The sequence below is a fragment of the Poseidonibacter antarcticus genome (assembly GCF_003667345.1).
Taxonomy (GTDB): Bacteria; Campylobacterota; Campylobacteria; order Campylobacterales; family Arcobacteraceae; genus Poseidonibacter; species Poseidonibacter antarcticus.
This window is the reverse complement of sequence record NZ_RCWF01000005.1, coordinates 1-20,089: the sequence shown is the minus strand read 5'-3', so window position 1 is coordinate 20,089 and position 20,089 is coordinate 1. Positions and strand designations below refer to the sequence as shown.

Genomic DNA, 20,089 nt, shown 5'->3' with positions numbered 1-20,089 from the left:
AATAAAATAAGCTATAATGGCAAAAAATTAAGAAAATTTAGAGAAAAGAGATTAATATGGGTCAAACGATAACAGAAAAAATTTTTAGTGAACACGTAGGCAAAAAAGTATTTGCTGGAGAAATTGTAAGAAGTCCAATTGATATGGTTATTGGAAATGATATTACAACTCCAATTTCTATTAAAGCATTTGAAGATGGTGGTTTTAAAAAATTAGCGAATCCAGAAGGTTTTGCAATTGTGCTTGATCACTTTATTCCAGCAAAAGATATTGCTTCAGCAAATCAAGCAAAGATATCTAGAGATTTCGCAATAAAATATGATTTAAAATATTTCTTTGATGAAAAAGATATGGGAATTGAACATGCATTATTACCTGAAAAAGGTTTAGTATTGCCAGGTGATGTTATCATTGGTGCAGATTCACATACATGTACACATGGTGGATTAGGTGCATTTTCAACAGGTATGGGATCAACTGATATTTCATTTGGAATGATTACAGGCGGTAACTGGTTTAAAGTACCAGAAGCTATTAAAGTTGTATTCAAAGGAAAACCAGCAGATCAAATTACTGGAAAAGATTTAATTTTAGAAATTATTAGAATCTTAGGTGTTGATGGTGCTTTATATAAAACTTTAGAATTTACAGGTGAAGCAATTCAATACTTATCAATGGATGATAGATTCTCATTATGTAATATGGCTATTGAAGCAGGTGCTAAAAATGGTATTGTAGCTTACGATGATGTTACAAAAGAATTTTTAGAGCAAACACGTGAGCTAAATGGTGGATTAAGAGCAGAACCAAAAATTCATTATTCAGATGATGATGCTACTTATTGTAGAGTAATTGAAATTGATACAGATAAATTAGAACCTGTAATTGCATATCCATTTTTACCATCAAATGGACACTCAGTTTCACAAGCAGTAGCTGATAAAATTAAAGTAGACCAAATATTTATTGGTTCTTGTACAAATGGAAGATTATCTGATTTTAAAGTTGCGTCAGAAATTTTAAAAGGTAAAAAAGTTGCACGTCATGCAAGACTTATCTTAACTCCAGGAACTCAAAAAATTCTAAGAGATGCTACAAAAGCAGGATATATTGATATTCTTATTGATGCAGGTGGTGTTGTATCAAATCCTACTTGTGGAGCATGTTTAGGTGGATATATGGGTATTTTAGGAGATAATGAAGTTTGTATCTCTACTACAAATAGAAACTTTGTAGGTAGAATGGGTTCAAGATCTTCAAAAATTTATCTTGCTAACTCAGCAGTAGCAGCAGCTTCTGCAATTTCTGGATATATTACAGACCCAAGAGGTTTATAAAAATGTCTAAGCCATTTAAAATCCCATGTGTGATTTTATGTGGTGGAAGAAGTTCACGAATGGGAGAAGATAAATCTCTTCTTCCTTTCTGTAATTCTAACTCACTAACTCAATATCAATACGATAAACTAAAACCTTTTTTTAGTGAAATATATTTGTCTTCAAAAATAGATAAATTTGATTTTCTTATAAATAAAGATAAATATTTAATATTAGATAGAAATGAAATATTCTCTCCAATTGTAGCTTTACAGACTATATTTAAAATTATAAAAACACCAAAGGTATTTATTTTAACTGTAGATACACCTTTAGTTTCAATTGATTCAATAGAAAAATTAATAAATGAATCAGTAAATAGTGATATTTGTGTTGCTCAAACACAAAGAGTACATAATCTATGTGGAGTATTCTCTACTAAATTAGATAATTTTATAAATAAAATGTTAATAAATGATATTCATAAAGTAGGATATTTACTTAAAAATAATAATACTAAATATATTGATTTTGATAATGATGATGAGTTTATCAATTTAAATAATAAAGATGAATACAAAAGAGCTTTAAGTATTATAAGTAAATCAAATAAATATATTTAAATTTTTTTCTAAAAAAAAGTTTATTATTATTAATTTTTTGATATCCTAAGCCAATAGAATAAATTAAGTTTAAGGAACTCATATGGCAAAAAATGAATTAGAGGAAGCATTAGAACTAGTTGATTCAGAAATTAAAAAAGTTGGTATTTCAAGAAGGGAAGCTTTTAAATTAGCAGGACTTGGTTCGGCTGCATTTTTAATGGGTGATACTACAGAAGCGGAGGCATCAACTTCTGCACAAGCTAGTGAAGCAAAAGGTAAGATACTAATTATAGGAGGAGGACTAGCAGGTATTTCAACAGCAGCTAGACTTAGTAGTACTTTAGTTACACCTGATATTACAGTTATTGAACCTAATCCTAAGTCAGTTTCATATCAGCCAGGTAATTCACTAATTGGAGGTGGAGTATGGGAAAAATCAGATGTTATATATGATATTAAAGATTTTCTACCTGCAGGTGTGAAATTAATTAAAGACAAAGCAATTGAATTTAATCCTGATGCGAATAAAGTGGTATTAGGTTCTGGGGAAACATTATCTTATGATTTTCTTGTAATTGCGGCTGGTTTAGTATTGGATTTTGGACAAATTAAAGGTTTAGAAGATTTAGGTGTTTCTCATACACAAAGTGATGGATCTAAAATAATTAGTAAATTCGCAGATTCAGGAGTAACATCTATTTATAATACAGATACTGCTGTTGAAACTTGGAATCAAATGCAAAAATTTATAGAAAAAGCAAAAAGTGGTAAGAGGGTAAAAGGTATTTTTACACATCCAAATACAGCAGTAAAATGTTCAGGGGCGCCTAAAAAGATTATGTATCTAACTAATGCTAGGTTAGTAGAAGCTGGGGTTAGAGATAATGCAGATTTAACATTTTATCCAAATGGTGGAAAAATGTTTGTTATAAAAGAGTATCACGATGCTATTGTAAAACAATTCGAAGCAAGAAATTTTAAATGGAATTATTTCCATAATTTAACAGAAGTGGATCTAGAAAATAGAATTGCTACTTTTGACAAAAGATGGGAAGAAAAAGGACCTTATGATGAAGACTTAGAAGAATATTCTATGATAACAAAACATCAAAAAGTAGAGACTCCTTTTGATTTTATGCATATTACTCCTCCTATGAAAGCACCTGATGAAATTGGAAATTCAGCAGTAGGTTCAGGAAAAGGTTGGGTACCTGTTAATAAAGAAACATTACAACATGTTAAATATAAAAATATATTCTCACTTGGTGATGTTGCAGCTGTTCCAATGGGTAAAACAGGTGGAAGTGTAAGAAAACAATATAAAGTACTTGTAGATAACTTAATTGCTGCTATGGAAGGTAAAGAGTTAAATGCTAAATATGATGGGTATACTGTATGTCCATTAATTACTGATATTGGAAAAGTAATGTTAGCAGAGTTTGATTGGACTAATAAACCAAGTCCATCATTTCCTTTAGATCCAACGCAAGAAAGATATATTTGGTGGTTATTAAAAGTTTACTTATTAAAACCAATGGTTCAATATGGACTTTTATCAGGAAAAGTATAATTTAGTAGGTATCTATTGATACTTACTATAGAATAAATAGATTTTATTTAGATATAAAAAAAAGGGATTGAAGAAAACTTCAATCCCTTTTTTAGTTTATGCAAATTTAATTATTTTAATGCATCTTTTGCAGAATTAACTAATGTTACAAATGATGTATAATCATTCATAGCCATATCAGCTAAGATTTTTCTATCTAAAGTAATTCCAGCTATTTTTAATCCGTTCATAAATCTAGAATAGTTGATATCATTTAATCTACAAGCTGCATTGATTCTTACAATCCAAAGCTTTCTAATATCTCTTTTTTTCTGTCTTCTATCTCTGTAAGCATATACTAATGAATGCTCTAATTGTTCTTTTGCTTTTCTAAAGTGCTTGCTTCTACCACTGTAAAAACCTTTAGCTGCTTTTAATACTTTTTTATGTCTTTTTCTTCTAACTACACCAGTTTTAACTCTAGGCATGTATTTCCTTTCTTTACCATTATTTTAAAAATAATAAGGTGTCAACAATAATTGTTGAACTTTTCCACAAAATGTGGAGGGACTAAAAAATCATTTGAAAATGATTACGCTTTGTTTAACATTCTTTTAACTCTTGTTGAATCCACAGCTGCAACAGTTTGTGGTCCTCTAAGATTTCTTTTTCTCTTTTGAGACATTTTCGTTAAGATGTGACTTCTAAAAGCTGATCCTCTTTTAATAGAACCATTTTTCTTTATTTTAAATCTCTTTAAAGCGCCACTGTTAGTTTTCATCTTTGGCATTGAAAAATCCTTTTTTAAATTTGCAGTTTCATTTATTAATGAAAAAGTTTTGGATTATACTTAAAACTTGTTTAATATATCTTTAAAAGAATTGTTGGGAGTTAAAAGAAGAGAGAGTAGAATCTCTTCTTTTTTATTAATTATGATTGTTTTTCATCTTTTTTAGGAAGAGCCATCATATTTACGTATCTTCCTTCAAGTTTTGGTTCTTTATCCATTACAGCTAAATCTTCAACCATTGGCCATACTCTTTTAAGTACGTCAACACCTGCTTTTGGATTTGCCATTTCTCTACCTCTTAAGAATACTCGAAACTTAACATGGTGTCCCGCTTCTAAAAATTCTCTAGCATGCTTAACTTTATAGTTAATATCATTATCAGCAATTTTAACAGAAAGTTTAATTTCTTTAACTACAATTACTTTTTGATTTTTTCTAGCTTCTTTTTTCTTTTTTTCTTGTTGGTATTTAAATTTTCCATAATCCATGATTTTAGCAACAGGTGGTTTTCCATCAGGAGCAATTAAAACTAAATCTAGTCCTAAATCATCTGCTGTTTTTTGCGCATCTCTTGTTGCAATAATTCCATAATTTGTCCCATCATCAGATGTACATCTTACTTCTTTTGCCATAATCATTTCGTTCATAATTACATTATTCTTCTTGTTGTCTCTACTCAAATTCTACTTCCTTTTTTTATTTTATTTAACATAGTTAAAAATTCATCTTTAGTCATATTTGACTGCTCTCTTGTTCTTCTATTTCTTAATGCAATTGTTTCATTAGCAACTTCTTCATCACCAACAACTACAATCATAGGAACTCTTTGTTTTTCTGCCATTCTAATTCTTTTATTTAAACTTTCGTTCATATCAAAGATTTTAGAATCCATTTCATCTTCTAATAGCTCTTTTTGTAACTGTTTTGCATATTCTACGTGAGTATTAGCAATTGGTACAAAAATTACTTGTGTTGGTGCTATTACAAATGGGAATTCACCAGCACAGTGTTCTGTTAAAATACCAATGAATCTTTCGAATGAACCTAAGATAGCTCTGTGAATCATCACAGGTTGTTCTTTATGTCCTTCATCGTTTATAAATTCAACATCAAATCTAGAAGGTAAATTCATATCTACTTGTATTGTACCACATTGCCACTTTCTTCCAATAGCATCTGTAATTTTAATATCAATTTTAGGACCATAGAATGCTCCACCACCTTCATCAATTCCATAAGGAAGGTTTTCTTCATCTAAAGCTTCCATAATACCTTTAGTTGTAGTTTCCCAAAATGCATCATCACCAATTGCTTTTTTAGGTTTTGTTGAAACTTCCATTTCATATTTGAAATCAAATGTTTTCATTAATGAATCAACAAATTCTAATACTTCGATAATTACTTGTTTTACTTGTGCTTGAGTACAAAAAATATGTGCATCATCTTGTGTAAATTCTCTAACTCTAAATAATCCGTGCATAGCTCCTGACATTTCATGTCTATGAACAACACCATATTCAAAAAGTTTTTTTGGTAAATCTTTATATGAAACTATATCATTTTTAAAGATTTGAATATGACCTACACAGTTCATAGGTTTCATTCCATATTTTTGACCATCAATCTCTGTGTAATACATATTTTCACCATAATTTGCATTATGTCCTGAAATATCCCACATAGTAGATTTTAAAATCTCTGGACCACGAACTGGTTCGTAACCTCTAATTCTATGAGCTTTATATAAAAGGTGTTCTAATTTTGATCTAAGTCTTGAACCATTTGGTAACCATAATGGTAACCCTGCACCTACATCTTCATTAAATGTAAATAGTTCTAGTTCTGTTCCTAGTTTTCTATGATCTCTTTTTTTTGCTTCTTCTAGCATTCTTACGTAATCATTTAATTCTTTTTTATCAAAGAATGCAATTCCGTAAATTCTTGTAATCATTTCGTTTTCTTCATCACCACCAAGGTAAGCACCAGCAACTCTTGTTAGTTTAAATGCTCTAATCATTCCTGTTGTTGGTAAATGTGGACCACGACATAAATCTTCAAAATCACCTTGTTTATACATCGTTAAAGTATCGTCTGTAATATTTTTTAAAACAGCTTGTTTTAATTCATCATCAGCAAATTTTGTAAGAATTTCTTCTCTTGAGGCTTCATATCTTGTTATTTTTAGTTTTCTACTTGCGATTTCTTTCATCTTTTTTTCAATAGTTGGTAAATCATCATCAGTGATTTTCTCATCTACTTTAAAATCATAGTAAAAACCTTCCGTAACAACAGGTCCTACGAAAAATTTTGCATCAGGATAAAGCTCTTTGATAGCTTGAGCCATCATATGAGCACATGAATGTCTAAGAATCTCTAAAGATTCTGCAGAGTTATCAGACTTTATAATATCACCTTCGATATTTAACGCTTCGGCAGTCTGAAGGTCATATATCTGACCTTCTTTTTTTATTCCTATTGGTTCCAATAGTTTCCTTTATAAATTAGTTATAATATTAAATTTAGCTTATTTTACCGCAAAGAGACTTAAAATAAATTATTTATAAACAAATTTAATAAACTTTTGTTACAATTAAGTATGATTTTAAATTTATCGAAAATAAAAACTGAAAGCTTACTATTATTTTGTAGAGATTTGATTCTTTCTTATAAAGATAAAGAAGATATTAGCACATATGGAGTAGATAAAGAATTAATTGTTAAATTTAATAAAATTAGTGATGAAATGCTAGTTCAAATAAATAATGTTACTTTTCCTACTAATTATTATATTAAAAATAAAAAGCATTATAGAATTAAAGCTATTTTAGATGGGTATAACTTTATTAATAAAGAAATATCAAAAATATTAGAGGATAGAAAAGCTTTTAATCCTTCAATGTTATATTTTTCATTACTCGCACTTTGGTTTAAAGAGTTAAATAAGGAATCTCATTCTAAAGAATATATATTTTTCACAATTTATACTTACGCAAATGTATATGATGAACTATTAGTAAAGATTAAAAATAGTAATTTTAAAAAGTTAAATATTGCAATGATTGAAATTGCTGAAGAAGTTATATATAAATTAGATTCTTTTTCTTTTAAATAAAAAGAAGGGAAAATCCTTCTTTTTATGATTTTAGAATCTATATCTCATATATGCTTTTATATCTTGAGCTGATTCAACTGCATTAGCAGCATTTGCATATGTTCCACCTATTTTATAAGGTGTTCCTTCTGCCCCAAAGAATGAATTACTTCCCATATAATCATAATCCATATAAACATATGAAACTCCAAAACTTAATGCTTTAGTTAATTGTTGAGTTCGATAAATTTCCCATGCCTGTCCTCTTGTTGATATTTTAGAACCAGCCATTGTATCTTCAGCATATGTCATCGATCTCCAATATTTACTACCTTTATTCCATTCTATACCAATTTTTGCATTATCAGGAGAAATAGGACAAGGTGCATTTACACCAATCCAAAATGAATGCCCCGTTTGAGAATTAGTTGAACCTAACATCCCTTTTTCATTAGGTCTTGTTTTACTCATTGCAGCTGATGCAAATACAACAGTATCATCTAACCAATCAGAAATACCATCTCCAATACCATCAACTTTAAACATAACAGTTGCTAAATCAATATCTCCAACATCAAGAAATTGTAAGTTTCCATAAGCGTCCATGATTTCAGAAGCTGTATTTTTAGATGCAGATTGAAATTGTGATAATTGTGTATTGTTGTATCCGATTAAATTCCATGCTCTTGCATAGTTCATATGTACTGAATATTGCCCATTATCATATGGAACAGCTATAATTCCTGCCATATCAATATTTGTATTTTTTGTATCATCACTAGTGTAATCAGTATTATCAAATTGAAATCTTGGTTTTGCATTTGTTAAACCTCTTCCTGCACAAAATTTAAGCCAAGCACCATCAATTCCTGTTACTTGATCAAGATTAAATTTTGCAGATGCACCATCAAATTCAACATTTACAGTATGAGAAAGAGGAGATTTTCTTTCTTGATCTGCTCTTAGATTTATCGCTAATCCATCAGTTGATGGACGACGACCAACTGATGCAGTCCATGAAACATCAGTTCCTAAAAAAGTATCATTTGAGTATAACCAATAAGCTTCTTTTATTTTTATTGAATTATCATTAGCATTTTCATTTGTTACCCAATCAAAATTTGAAAATCCTGCTTGAGTATTAGCTTGTGAGTGATTTGCAGAATCCCCAAATGCTTTTAAATATGATAGTGTTCCAAAAAAACTAGAGTTTTCATCTGCTTTATATTTCATACCAAGCCATAATCTATTTGTCATTAATGCATTGTTTTTAGATTTAGAACCATTTGCATGTTTATATTGTAAATTATCAACTTGTGTTCGAAAATCTACATCCCATTTTAGATTATCTCCGGCACCTTGTGCTTTTGCCAAACTAGCTTTTTTTGAAACCTTTGCAAGTTTCTTTTCGATTTTTGTGATTCTTTTTTCATCATCTTTTGCATTTTGTTTATTCATTTTAGCTTCAAGTGCAGCAACTTGAGCTTTTAATATTTGGAGTTGTTCATACATTTGTTTATTTAAATCATCTGCAAAACTTGCAGTTGATAATGCAGCAATTGTTGAAAGTAAAATAATATTTTTTTTCATAACCATCCTTATAATTAATTATTTGAGTATTATAAGATTAAACTATTTAAGTAGTGATTAATAAAATATAAGTAAATATTATAATTATAGGTCTAAGGCTAATATAGTTTTGATATTAGCCTTAAAGTTTTTTGTCTAATTAATGATTAACAAGAAGGAACATTTCCTGAGTCGTTAGCGAATTTATAAGTGAAATCATAAAGGTGTTGAATCCATTTGTCTTTGATTTCTGATTCTTTTACTTTTGGACAAATTTTTATAAGTTCTTCTTTAAATTTACCTTCTTCAAAAATAGTCTCCCACTCGTCTTGAGAGTGCTTTGCAGCAAATTTATCTCCACTCATACCACAAGAACTTTTGTATTTCTTTACAAATAGTTTTTGACCTTTTGTTGCGTCTGCTAATAATATTGTTGAGCTAATACCTAATATTAACGAACTTGCTAATGCGATTTTTAATAATTTCATATTTATCTCCTAATGAAAATTTAGATATAATCATATCTAATATATGTATAAATAAATCTTAGAATATAATTTAAATTAAAATGGAGTTGCAGTGAAGTATTTTTTATTAAAAGAATTAGTGAGGTATCTAGTAGAAAACACCCAAAATATAAAGCTTATTAAACGTATTGATAATAATATAATTATAATAGAATTTAATAATAGAAATATTATATATTTTGATATGTCAAAGGGTTCTAGTACGGTATTTAAATCACAAAAAATTTTAAATGCTAAGAAAGATTTTAATGCTCCTTTTGATGTTGCATTGCAAAAAAGATTTTATAATTCAAAAATAGAAAATATTGAAATGTATAACGATGATAAAATTATAAATATAAAAGTAAATTCTTCTTCATCATATAAAAAATTATCGACGATTTTACAGTTAGAATTTACAGGGAAACATACTAATATTATAATATTAGATGAAAATAGAATTATTATTGAAGCTTTAAGACATATAGATGAATTTTCATCAAGTAGAGTTATAAAAGTTGGGATTAAACTTGACGAAATCCCAAAACAAAACTTTATTCCAAAAATGGAAGTTGTTGAAGATATAGAAAAACATTTATATAAGATTTATGAAGAAAAAGAATCTAAAAATCTTGAAAATCTTAAAAAACAAAAAATAAGTCAAATTAAAAAGAAAATAAAAAAACTAGAAAAAACAATTAACTCTTTAGCAAAAAAAGAAGAATTAGAAGCAGAATCAACCTCTTTATATGAAAAAGCAAATCTAATTCTTTCAAATTTACACAATATTAAATCTTATCAAAAATCATTCAAAACTTATGATTATGAAGGAAATGAAGTTGAAATATCACTAGAAGAGTGTGCCTCACCATCAAGATATTCAAATGATTTATTTAAAAAAGCAAAAAAAGCAAAGCAAAAAGCTTTACATATATCACTAGAAAAAGATAATTTAGATGAAAAACTAGAATTCTTATATAGAATGGTAAATGGTTTAGAAAATGCAAAAGATATAGAAGAGTGTGAATTTTTATATCCAAAAAAAGAGAAAAACCAAAAACGAACGAAAAAAGCACAACCTTATGAAAGCTTCTTTTTTGAAGGTTTTAAAATAATGCTAGGAACAAGTGAACGAGAAAATATATTTTTACTAAAAAATTCAAAAGCAAGTGACTTTTGGTTTCATTTAAAAGATAGACCATCTTCACATGTAATAGTTCAAAACTCAAAAAAAACAATTCCAGATAGTGTAATAGAACAAGCAGCAGTAATTTGTGCAAAATTTTCAGTAGATTTTCCAGGTGATTATGAAGTAGACTTCACTCAAAGAAGAAATGTAAAAATCCAATCAGGTGCGAATGTTTTATATAATCCTTATACTACTATTGGAATAAAAATTTAAATTTACCCAAAATATAACCAAAAGCCAAAATTTAGTATAATCTTAGCAATTTAAACAATATAAGGTTTACTTAATGGCTAACATTATAAAAGAAAGTTCTACTAGAATAAAAACAGGTCTTGTTTTGATTATCGCAATGATAATCATTGGATATATTGATTCATATTTCTTAATATGGGCAGTTCTTGGAATATTGCTTATGATTTCAATTTCAGAAGCTAAAAAACTTTTCCAATTGGAAAGTGATAGTATTTATGTTTATTCAGCGCTTTTATGGTTTGCTGCATATTTTTATCCAACTCCAGAAGATTTAATTTTTATTGTTGCAATTGGTTATGCTTCTCAATTAGCTTACAAAAAAACGCTTGATAAAAAAATGTTTTTACCTCTTTTTTATCCAACAGCATCTTTTCTTTTTCTTTTATCTTTATACAGTGAATATGGTGTTATGACTCTTTTATGGTTATTAGTAGTTGTTGCCGGTGCTGATATTGGTGCATACTTTGTTGGGAAAAGTATTGGAAAAACTAAGTTTAGTGAAACAAGTCCAAATAAAACAATTGAAGGTGTTGTTGGTGGTGTGATTGTGGCTGCTATTTTAGGTACTTATTTTGCAAATGAAAATCTTCATATTATTTCTGCTGTTATCATTTCTATTATTGTTGCTTTTGCTTCTGTATTTGGAGATTTATTTGAATCTTATTTAAAAAGAGAAGCAAATATCAAAGATAGTGGAAGTATTTTACCAGGTCATGGTGGGATATTAGATAGAAGTGATGGTTATCTTTTTGGTGCTATTGTAATGTTGGTTCTTCTTAGGGTTGTAGGATGATTATTCTAGGTTCTACAGGTTCAATTGGAGTAAATACTTTAAATATTGCTAGAAAATTCAATTTAGATGTTGAAGTTCTAGTAGCTGGTAAAAACATAAAATTGTTAAATAAACAAATTGAAGAGTTTAAACCAAAAAAAGTAGTAATTGCAAATAAAGAAGATATTACAAAAGTAAATCATAGTGATGTATCTTTTGGTGAAAATGAAATACTAAATGCAATTGAAAATTCTAAAAGTCAAACTGTTGTAAATTCATTAGTTGGATTCTTAGGATTAAAACCAACACTTAAAGCAATTGAATGTGGAAAAAAATTAGCACTTGCAAATAAAGAATCTCTTGTAGCTGCTGGTAAGTTTATTGATTATACTAATCTTAGTCCAATTGATTCTGAGCATTTTGGTTTATGGTATTTACTTCAAGATAAAGCTATTGATTCTATGACAATAACAGCAAGTGGTGGTCCTTTTAGAGATTATCCACTTGATGAACTCAAAAATGTTTCTATAAAAGAAGCACTAAATCACCCAAATTGGTCAATGGGAAATAAAATCACAATTGATAGTGCTACTATGACAAATAAAATATTTGAGCTTATGGAAGCTGCTTGGTTATTTGATATACGAAAACTAGATGCAATTATTGAGACAAAATCTTTAATTCACGCAATGGTTAATTTCAAAGATGGAAGTACAACAGCACATATGGCAAATACTTCTATGCAACTTCCAATTGCTTATGCGATTTTAGGTAAAGTAGACACTTCTATTTTAGAACCAGTTGATTTAATCAAAGCAGGTTCTTTAGAATTTAAAAAAATTGAAACTTCACGTTATCCAATTTGGGAAGCAAAAGATGAGATAATAAATAATCTTGATTTAGGTGTTGTTTTAAATGCAGCAAATGAAGTTGGTGTTTCTAAGTTTTTAAACTCACAAATTGGCTTTTTAGATATTTCAAAAAAATCATTAGATGCATTAAATAAATTTAACAATGTAAAAATAAATACATTAGATGATATTTTTGCAATTGATAAAGAAGTAAGAGCATACTGTGAGTCTTGATTTATTAGTTCCTTTTGGAATACTTCTTATTTTAGTTGTTTATTTAATTTATTCAAGAAATAAGTTTGAAAAAGAAGTAGTTGAAGTATATGAAGAAAAACTTGAAGAGTGGAAAAAACATACAACTATACGCCAAAAAGAAAAAGAACCTATAAAAAAATTAGTAGGTTTAGTATATAAAACAGGTTACAAAGTAAATGTAGAACTTCTTGATGAAAGTGCAACTTCAATGTTGGAAAAAGGAAAATTTGAAATAAGTGAGATAAAAAAGGATAAATAATGAAGTATTTAATTCTATTTCTTATTTTTGTATCTTTATTAGATGCACAAATATATAGAAAAAGCTCAAAAGTTGTTGTTGATACTAATGCTAAACTTATGTGGGTTGATGATATTTCTGTATTAAAAGTATTAAAAACTCATGCTGATGCAATAACTTATTGTGAAGAATTGAACTTTATTGGATATTCAGATTGGAGAATTCCTAAAATTGAAGAGTTTAAATTAATTGTAGATAAAAAAAACCTTAAAAACTATATTAATAGGGCCTTTAAATATAATGTACCAGATGGATATTGGGCAGAAGAATCTCATTGGAGAACGTTATGGTTTTATGCTGATTATATGCACTTTGTAAGTGGTACAGCATATTTTGATAGTAGACATAAAAATAAATATGTTAGATGTGTTAGAAATATATAAAGAGAGTTTAATTTTGAATAAAAAAGTTTTAATATTACATGGATTAGGAGGAAGTGATTATCCTCATTGGCAAGCTAAATTGGCAGGAGAATTAATTTCTCAACATTATGAAGTATCTTTTCCATCTTTTCCTTCTAGAGATAATCCACAGTTAAAAGAATGGAAAGAATACTTAAAAAAAGAAATTAAGCATTTTCAACCAGATATTGTAGTTTGTCATTCACTTGCAAATGTATTATGGTTTCATTCTTGTGAGCAATTAGATATTTCTTTGGAAAAGTTAATGTTAGTAGCACCTGTAAGTAGAAATAGAGTTGTAGAAGCTGCAAGTACTTTTTATCCTTATCCAATTGTAAAAGATTTAAAAGCAAAAGAAGTGATGATGATTGCTTCAACAAATGACCCATATATGAGTGAAGATGAAGCTCTTGATTTAAAAGAAAAATTAAATGTTGAGATTAATGTTCTAAGAAATGCAGGACATATAAATGCCAATTCTGGTTTTGGTTCAATTGATTTTGCATTAGATTGGTTGACAAAATGATTTTAAGTATAGAAAGCTCATGCGATGATAGCTCAATTGCAATAACAAATATAGAAACTTTAGAACTTATTTATCATAAAAAAATATCTCAAGAATTACAACATAGTATATATGGTGGAGTAGTTCCTGAATTAGCTGCAAGACTTCATATAGAAGCCTTACCTAAAATACTTGAAGAGTGTGTAGAGTATTTCCCTAAACTTAAAGCAATAGCAGTTACATCTGCACCTGGATTATCAGTAACTTTAACAGAAGGTGTAACTATGGCAAAAGCTTTAAGTATTGCTTTAGATCTTCCTTTGATTTCTGTAAATCACTTAAAAGGTCATATTTATTCACTATTTATAGAAAAAGAAGAAGTTTTACCTATTACAATTCTTTTAGTTTCAGGTGGACACACTCAAATAATTGAAGCAAATTCTTTAAATGAAATGAATCTAATAGCAAGTACTATGGATGATAGTTTTGGAGAAAGCTTTGATAAAGTATCAAAAATGTTAGGACTTGGTTATCCAGGTGGTCCAGTTGTTCAAGAATATGGATTAAAAGGTGATGAAAATAGATTTGAATTACCAATTCCTTTAAGACAAAGTCCAAATATTGAGTTTTCTTTTTCAGGACTTAAAAATGCAGTAAGACTTTTAATAGAAAAATGTACTAAAGAAGATGGAACAATAGAACTTCAAGATAAGTATGATATTTGTGCATCTTTTCAAAAAACAGCAGTTGCACATATTATGCAAAAAACAAAAAAACTATTTAAGAAAAAAGTACCAACAAATTTTGCAATAGTTGGAGGTGCAAGTGCAAATATTCACTTGCGAACTCAAATAGAAGACTTATGTCAAAAGAATGGAACAGCTTTATATCTAAGTCAATTAAAATACTGTAGTGATAACTCAGCAATGATAGGTCGTGTTGCAGTTGAACAATATAAAATAAATGATTTTATTGAAGTAGATGATATTGATGTAAAATCTAGATTAAAAGGATTCTAAATGATATTTGAAATGGGTGCAAAACTTGATGGAGATAATCACGATACATCAAAATATGATGAAAAGCCAAAAAAACAAAAGCCTAGTTATAAGAATAATAAAAACAATAAACCAACAGCTCCAAGTACTTTTAATAAAAATGAGATTTTGCCAAAAGAACAACACCAATTAATATTTACTTATGAAAAAAGAAAAGGTAAACCAGTTACTTTAGTAGGTAGATTTTCTTTAAGTGTAGAAGATAAAAAAGAAGTACTTAAATTACTAAAGAAAAAACTAGCTTGTGGAGGTGCAATCAAAGATGAATGGATTGAACTGCAAGGTGATGTAAAAGAAAAGATTATCACTATTTTACAAGGTGATGGTTGGAAATTTAGAAAGTAAATGAGTTCTTATGATTAAAGACGCATTTAAAAAAGCTATAGTTGGTTTATTCTCAATGCTTCCTATGATTTTGGGAATAATCCTACTCCTTGGTATCTTTGATACTTATGTAACAAATGAAATGCTATCTTCTATTTTTATATCTAATAATTTTGTTGATAGTATAATTGGAACTTCAATGGGTGCTGTATTAACTGGAAATCCAATGATTTCATATATTTTAGGTGGAGAATTAACAGATTCAGGCGTATCCTTGTATGCCGTTACTGCTTTTATTTTATCTTGGGTAACACTAGGTTTTGTTCAACTTCCTGCTGAGGTTGAAGTATTTGGTGCAAGATTTACTTTTTATAGAACTCTATTTGCTTTCATCTCAACTCTTATAATCTCTATTTCTACTGTTGCTACTGTAAATTGGATTCAATCATGAATAAAAAGAAGAGTAATAAAATAGAGTTTAAAGGTCTTAAATTTCTTTTTTCCGTTATAATTATTTCTATAATAATTTTTTTATTTGATAGACAAAATTCTAGTTTATCACTTAGTAAAAGTTATGAAGTATTATTAAAGCTTTTACCTATTTTTGTAATGATTATTGTTATTACAACTTTGATAAACTATTTTTTCAAACCAAAATCTATTATGAAACATTTTGGGAAAGATAGTGGATTTAAAGCTTGGTTTTATGCCTTATTAGGAGGAATTTTAAGTCCTGGACCAATGTATGTTTGGTATCCAATGCTTAAACAATTAAAAGAAAATGGATTAAAAGATGGTTTACTTGCAACTTTTATGTATACAAGGGCTATAAAAATACCATTTATTCCTATAATGATTGATTATTTCGGAGTACTTTTTACAATGATTCTTTTCATTTATATAATAATTGGGGCAGTTGTTCAAGGTATATTTATAGAGGCTTTAAATAAAAAAATAAAATAGGACTTTTTATGCAAAAAATATTTAATGAAGTATCTTCTTTAGATAAGAGATGTTACGAAGAACTTGGCTTAAGTGAAGACTTATTAATGGAACATGCAAGTTTAGCTATGTATGAATATATCAATAAACATTTTGATATATCTTCAACAATTTTAATAGTTTGTGGAATGGGTAATAATGGTGCAGATGGTATTGCTTTATCTCGTTTACTATTTAATAAATATGATGTAAAACTTTATATTCCATTTGGTGTTAAATCACAAATGGCAAAACTACAATTAAAAAGAGTAGAACTCTTAGGTGTAAATATCACTTCTGAAATCATAAACTGTGACATAATAGTCGATGCATTATTTGGAAGTGGGTTAAATAAAGACCTAAATAAACAATCTCAAGAAATAATAAATACTCTAAACTCTATAAAAGCTTATAAAATAGCATGCGATATTCCAAGTGGAGTAAATAATATAGGACAAATTACTACTTGTGCCTATGAAGCTGATACGACTATTACAATGGGTGCACTTAAAACTTCACTTTTTTCTGATATTGCAAAAGATTATGTAGGGGAAATAGAAGTTGCAAACTTAGGTGTTCAAAGAGAAGTGTATGAAACAAATACAAATAAATACCTTTTAGATAAAGAAGATTTAAAACTACCACATAGAAATAAAAAGAATTCACATAAAGGTTCGTATGGACATTTAAATGTAGTAGCAGGTTCTAAAGTAGGCGCAGGAATAATAGCATCAAAAGCAGCCTTTGGATTTGGTGCAGGAATTGTAAGCGTATTAGCAAATGAAAAACTTGATTTACCTTATCATATTATGCAAACAAATTCACTAAGCAAAAATTGTACAGCAATAGCAATTGGTATGGGTCTTGGAGAATATAAAAAAGCTTGGGCAAGAGATATTTTATCGACAAATGTTCCAAAAATAGTTGATGCAGATTTATTTTATGATGAGTTATTACTAGATTTTTTAGATGAAGATATTGTTTTAACTCCACATCCAAAAGAGTTTTGTGCATTTTTAAAATTATGTGATATAGCAGATATATCTATAAATGAATTACAAAACAATAGATTTAAGTATGTAGAGAAATTTTGTTCTAAATATCCAAAAGTAGTTTTATTATTAAAAGGAACAAATGTAATAATTTCACAAGGTGAAAATTTATACATAAATACTTTTGGTTCAGCAGTTTTAAGTAAAGGTGGAAGTGGTGATGTTTTAAGTGGATTAGTAGGTTCTTTACTTGCACAAGGTTATAAACCAATTGATGCAGGTATAAATGCTAGTTTAGCTCATGCCTTAGCAGCAGCAAACTACAAAAAGAATGATTTTTCACTAATACCATCAGATTTAATAGAAGAGGTAAGACGATTATGCATATAACACTAATACAAACAACATGTGCTTCTAAAATAGAAGCTAAGAATATTGCTAAAATCTTAATTGATGAAAAACTTGCAGCTTGTGTGCAATTAAGTGAAATTGAGTCTTTTTACAATTGGAATAATGAGTTTTGTTGTGATAATGAAACACTAATTAGTATAAAAACTAGAAAAGAAAACTTTGAAAAAATCAAAAGCAAAATTAAAGAATATCATAGTTATGATGTGCCTGAAATTATCGAAATTGATATAACAAATGCAGATAAAAAATATTTAAAATTTATAGGAGAAAATACGGATGAGTGAAATGTTAAAAGTTGGTAAATATGAATTTAATAGTAGACTAATAGTAGGTTCAGGAAAATACCCAGACTTTCAAACAACAAAAGATGCAACAATAGCATCAGGAAGTGAACTAATTACAGTTGCAATTAGAAGAGTAAATATAACAAACCCAAATGAAGAGAATTTATTAGAATATTTTAAAGATACAAATATAAAACTACTTCCAAATAGTGCAGGTTGTTTTACAGCCCAAGAAGCTATTACAACATTTAGACTTATGAGAGAGGCTACAGGTATTGATCTTATCAAACTTGAAGTAATAGGTGACGCACAAAAAACTTTATACCCTGATGTAATTGAAACAATCAAAGCTTGTGAAATTCTTAAAAAAGAAGGTTTTACAGTTATGGCTTATACAAGTGATGATCCAATCATTGCAAAAAAACTTGAAGATGCAGGTGCAGATGCAATTATGCCATTAGCTGCACCAATTGGTTCAGGACTTGGAATTCAAAATCCATACAACATTGCATTTATTAAAGATGCAGTAAAAGTTCCAGTATTAGTTGATGCAGGATTAGGTTGTGCAAGTGATGCTGCAAAAGCTATGGAATTAGGTGCTGAGGGTATTTTAGCTAATAGTGCAATCTCTCAAGCACAAAATCCAATGCAAATGGCAGAAGCATTTAAATATGCAACAATTGCAGGAAGATTAAGCTATTTAGCAGGAAGAATCCCCAAAAAACCGTATGCGACAGCTTCATCTCCTGTTGATGGATTGATTCAATTTTAGATGAAAAAATAGAAAATAGAAAGAAATTTCAAAATTCTTTCTATTTTCTTTCATTTACTCTTGACATAATTAAATATACATTGTATAATTCCGTCCACTTTTCATAAGAAGAGTAATTGTTCGGAGTGTAGCGCAGCCTGGTAGCGCACCTGGTTTGGGACCAGGGGGTCGAAGGTTCGAGTCCTTTCACTCCGACCATTTTATAAACGGTAGGTGTAGCTCAGTTGGTTAGAGCATCTGGTTGTGGTTCAGAGGGTCGCCGGTTCGATTCCGGTCACTTACCCCATTTAAAAATTTACAAATGCTTCCATAGCTCAGCTGGATAGAGCAACGCCCTTCTAAGGCGTAGGTCGCACGTTCGAATCGTGCTGGGAGTACCACTTTTTAATCTTTTTTGAAAAAAGATATATATGCGGATGTGGTGAAATTGGTATACACGCTAGACTTAGGATCTAGTGCTTTACGGCGTGAAGGTTCAAGTCCTTTCATCCGCACCATTTATACTTAAAGTATCTTTTAGTTTACTAAAATTTATACTTTTGCGGGAATAGCTCAGTTGGCTAGAGCCTCTGCCTTCCAAGCAGATTGTCGCGAGTTCGAGTCTCGTTTCCCGCTCCATTAAAAAGCCATAAATAAAAAGTTTTTGACTTTCTATTTATGGCTTTTTTACTTTCTCAAATGCTTCCATAGCTCAGCTGGATAGAGCAACGCCCTTCTAAGGCGTAGGTCGCACGTTCGAATCGTGCTGGGAGTACCACTAAAACATACTAACGTAATAATTTATCCCTCTCTAAATAATTATTTTTATGTAAACAAAATAATAAAGGATAATCATGTCAATAATTGATGTAACACTAACAGAAAAAGAAGAAGTTTGTATAAGACTTGTTCAAAACAATGAAAACATATTTGATGCTTGTAGTAAAGCAGGAATAATACTTTCATCTGAATTACTTACTGTACTTAAAAACACTACTAAATAATTGTTAAATTCTATAGGCTCATTACCTATAGCAATTGAACACCTCATATTAAAAATTCCAACACTATTTCAAAATCACACTAATATCAAAATTATAACTTTCTAATCGTTACACTTCTAATATGAATCTACAAATTTATTATAAAACTAACTAAAATATAAAAAACCCATAAATTAACAAATTTAAGCGAACATTTAGCAAATCCCCTTGACAAAGCAAATAAAACCCCCTATAATTCCCGTCCAATTTAAGTGACACCAAGTGTTACGAAAAATGGATGATCTTTAACAATGTAATTTAAGTTTGTAAAGTAATCTTTATAAACTGAATATAAT

At 28.8% G+C, this 20,089-nt stretch carries 24 protein-coding genes and 6 tRNA genes; 24 read left to right on the top strand and 6 right to left on the bottom strand.

Annotated features, from left to right (window positions below):
• Positions 1-56: 56 nt before the first annotated feature.
• The 3 genes from D9T19_RS07430 to D9T19_RS07420 all read left to right on the top strand — a co-directional run bounded on the left by D9T19_RS07430 (position 57) and on the right by D9T19_RS07420 (position 3,491).
• Positions 57-1,337 carry a 3-isopropylmalate dehydratase large subunit gene (locus D9T19_RS07430; RefSeq protein WP_121627598.1) on the top strand — a complete coding sequence of 427 codons (1,281 nt, stop codon included), beginning with the start codon at positions 57-59 and terminating at the stop codon, positions 1,335-1,337.
• Between the two features lie 2 nt (positions 1,338-1,339).
• Positions 1,340-1,939 (top strand): molybdenum cofactor guanylyltransferase MobA, encoded by a 600-nt coding sequence (mobA, locus tag D9T19_RS07425; protein ID WP_121627597.1) that lies wholly within the window; start codon positions 1,340-1,342, stop codon positions 1,937-1,939.
• Between the two features lie 82 nt (positions 1,940-2,021).
• On the top strand, positions 2,022-3,491 hold the full coding sequence (locus tag D9T19_RS07420) for an NAD(P)/FAD-dependent oxidoreductase (RefSeq protein ID WP_121627596.1): 1,470 nt from the start codon (positions 2,022-2,024) through the stop codon (positions 3,489-3,491).
• A gap of 110 nt (positions 3,492-3,601) precedes the next feature.
• On the opposite strand, the gene rplT is transcribed toward D9T19_RS07420, so the two are convergent.
• From rplT to thrS, 4 genes are all read right to left on the bottom strand, one after another.
• Complete coding sequence (rplT, locus tag D9T19_RS07415) at positions 3,602-3,958, bottom strand: 50S ribosomal protein L20 (protein WP_121627595.1); 357 nt, start codon at positions 3,956-3,958, stop codon at positions 3,602-3,604.
• A gap of 104 nt (positions 3,959-4,062) precedes the next feature.
• Positions 4,063-4,260, bottom strand: coding sequence for a 50S ribosomal protein L35 (gene rpmI / locus D9T19_RS07410; protein ID WP_121627594.1), 198 nt, complete (start codon positions 4,258-4,260; stop codon positions 4,063-4,065).
• Between the two features lie 140 nt (positions 4,261-4,400).
• On the bottom strand, positions 4,401-4,940 hold the full coding sequence (gene infC, locus D9T19_RS07405) for a translation initiation factor IF-3 (protein WP_121627593.1): 540 nt from the start codon (positions 4,938-4,940) through the stop codon (positions 4,401-4,403).
• Positions 4,937-6,745, bottom strand: coding sequence for a threonine--tRNA ligase (thrS, locus tag D9T19_RS07400; protein ID WP_121627592.1), 1,809 nt, complete (start codon positions 6,743-6,745; stop codon positions 4,937-4,939). Before thrS ends, infC begins: the two co-directional genes overlap by 4 nt.
• Before the next feature lie 96 nt (positions 6,746-6,841).
• Between thrS and D9T19_RS07395 the strand changes: the two genes are divergently transcribed.
• The gene (locus D9T19_RS07395; RefSeq protein WP_228197983.1) at positions 6,842-7,372 is read left to right on the top strand and encodes a hypothetical protein; all 531 of its coding nucleotides are present in this window, start codon (positions 6,842-6,844) and stop codon (positions 7,370-7,372) included.
• Between the two features lie 30 nt (positions 7,373-7,402).
• Here D9T19_RS07395 and D9T19_RS07390 read toward each other — a convergent pair whose 3' ends face one another.
• Both D9T19_RS07390 and D9T19_RS07385 read right to left on the bottom strand, forming a co-directional pair.
• Positions 7,403-8,941, bottom strand: coding sequence for a DUF3373 family protein (locus D9T19_RS07390; protein ID WP_121627591.1), 1,539 nt, complete (start codon positions 8,939-8,941; stop codon positions 7,403-7,405).
• A gap of 146 nt (positions 8,942-9,087) precedes the next feature.
• Positions 9,088-9,408: a cytochrome C gene (locus tag D9T19_RS07385; protein WP_121627590.1), complete on the bottom strand. Its 321-nt coding sequence runs from the start codon at positions 9,406-9,408 to the stop codon at positions 9,088-9,090.
• Between the two features lie 91 nt (positions 9,409-9,499).
• On the opposite strand from D9T19_RS07385, the gene D9T19_RS07380 reads away from it, so the two are divergent.
• The 20 genes from D9T19_RS07380 (at position 9,500) to D9T19_RS14530 (ending at position 19,754) form a co-directional block, all read left to right on the top strand.
• Positions 9,500-10,828 carry an NFACT RNA binding domain-containing protein gene (locus D9T19_RS07380; RefSeq protein ID WP_121627589.1) on the top strand — a complete coding sequence of 443 codons (1,329 nt, stop codon included), beginning with the start codon at positions 9,500-9,502 and terminating at the stop codon, positions 10,826-10,828.
• A 73-nt stretch (positions 10,829-10,901) separates the two neighbouring features.
• The gene (locus D9T19_RS07375) at positions 10,902-11,660 is read left to right on the top strand and encodes a phosphatidate cytidylyltransferase (RefSeq protein WP_121627588.1); all 759 of its coding nucleotides are present in this window, start codon (positions 10,902-10,904) and stop codon (positions 11,658-11,660) included.
• On the top strand, positions 11,657-12,724 hold the full coding sequence (gene dxr / locus D9T19_RS07370) for a 1-deoxy-D-xylulose-5-phosphate reductoisomerase (protein WP_121627587.1): 1,068 nt from the start codon (positions 11,657-11,659) through the stop codon (positions 12,722-12,724). Before D9T19_RS07375 ends, dxr begins: the two co-directional genes overlap by 4 nt.
• Positions 12,714-13,004, top strand: a complete 291-nt coding sequence (locus D9T19_RS07365; protein ID WP_121627586.1) for a hypothetical protein — start codon at positions 12,714-12,716, stop codon at positions 13,002-13,004. Before dxr ends, D9T19_RS07365 begins: the two co-directional genes overlap by 11 nt.
• A complete protein-coding gene (locus D9T19_RS07360; RefSeq protein WP_121627585.1) occupies positions 13,004-13,426 on the top strand; it encodes an Lcl C-terminal domain-containing protein in 423 nt (140 codons plus the stop codon). Before D9T19_RS07365 ends, D9T19_RS07360 begins: the two co-directional genes overlap by 1 nt.
• A gap of 13 nt (positions 13,427-13,439) precedes the next feature.
• A complete protein-coding gene (locus tag D9T19_RS07355; protein WP_121627766.1) occupies positions 13,440-13,970 on the top strand; it encodes an RBBP9/YdeN family alpha/beta hydrolase in 531 nt (176 codons plus the stop codon).
• The gene (gene tsaD / locus D9T19_RS07350) at positions 13,967-14,968 is read left to right on the top strand and encodes a tRNA (adenosine(37)-N6)-threonylcarbamoyltransferase complex transferase subunit TsaD (protein WP_121627584.1); all 1,002 of its coding nucleotides are present in this window, start codon (positions 13,967-13,969) and stop codon (positions 14,966-14,968) included. Before D9T19_RS07355 ends, tsaD begins: the two co-directional genes overlap by 4 nt.
• Complete coding sequence (locus D9T19_RS07345; RefSeq protein ID WP_121627583.1) at positions 14,969-15,352, top strand: SUI1 family translation initiation factor; 384 nt, start codon at positions 14,969-14,971, stop codon at positions 15,350-15,352.
• Between the two features lie 10 nt (positions 15,353-15,362).
• The gene (locus D9T19_RS07340) at positions 15,363-15,782 is read left to right on the top strand and encodes a permease (protein WP_121627582.1); all 420 of its coding nucleotides are present in this window, start codon (positions 15,363-15,365) and stop codon (positions 15,780-15,782) included.
• The gene (locus tag D9T19_RS07335) at positions 15,779-16,294 is read left to right on the top strand and encodes a permease (RefSeq protein ID WP_121627581.1); all 516 of its coding nucleotides are present in this window, start codon (positions 15,779-15,781) and stop codon (positions 16,292-16,294) included. The genes D9T19_RS07340 and D9T19_RS07335 overlap by 4 nt, the downstream gene beginning before the upstream one ends.
• 8 nt (positions 16,295-16,302) lie before the next feature.
• A complete protein-coding gene (locus D9T19_RS07330; RefSeq protein ID WP_121627580.1) occupies positions 16,303-17,694 on the top strand; it encodes an NAD(P)H-hydrate dehydratase in 1,392 nt (463 codons plus the stop codon).
• Positions 17,685-17,999 carry a divalent-cation tolerance protein CutA gene (gene cutA / locus D9T19_RS07325; protein ID WP_121627579.1) on the top strand — a complete coding sequence of 105 codons (315 nt, stop codon included), beginning with the start codon at positions 17,685-17,687 and terminating at the stop codon, positions 17,997-17,999. The genes D9T19_RS07330 and cutA overlap by 10 nt, the downstream gene beginning before the upstream one ends.
• Entirely contained in the window at positions 17,992-18,771 is a 780-nt protein-coding gene (locus tag D9T19_RS07320) for a thiazole synthase (protein ID WP_121627578.1), read from the top strand. The genes cutA and D9T19_RS07320 overlap by 8 nt, the downstream gene beginning before the upstream one ends.
• A gap of 121 nt (positions 18,772-18,892) precedes the next feature.
• A tRNA-Pro gene (locus D9T19_RS07315) sits at positions 18,893-18,969 on the top strand.
• Positions 18,970-18,980: 11 nt separating this feature from the next.
• A tRNA-His gene (locus D9T19_RS07310) sits at positions 18,981-19,057 on the top strand.
• 17 nt (positions 19,058-19,074) lie between these two features.
• Positions 19,075-19,151, top strand: a tRNA-Arg gene (locus D9T19_RS07305).
• A 32-nt stretch (positions 19,152-19,183) separates the two neighbouring features.
• A tRNA-Leu gene (locus D9T19_RS07300) sits at positions 19,184-19,268 on the top strand.
• Between the two features lie 44 nt (positions 19,269-19,312).
• A tRNA-Gly gene (locus D9T19_RS07295) sits at positions 19,313-19,389 on the top strand.
• 62 nt (positions 19,390-19,451) lie between these two features.
• Positions 19,452-19,528: transfer RNA gene (locus tag D9T19_RS07290), tRNA-Arg, on the top strand.
• Positions 19,529-19,604: 76 nt separating this feature from the next.
• Complete coding sequence (locus D9T19_RS14530; RefSeq protein WP_162984558.1) at positions 19,605-19,754, top strand: hypothetical protein; 150 nt, start codon at positions 19,605-19,607, stop codon at positions 19,752-19,754.
• Positions 19,755-20,089: the final 335 nt, after the last annotated feature.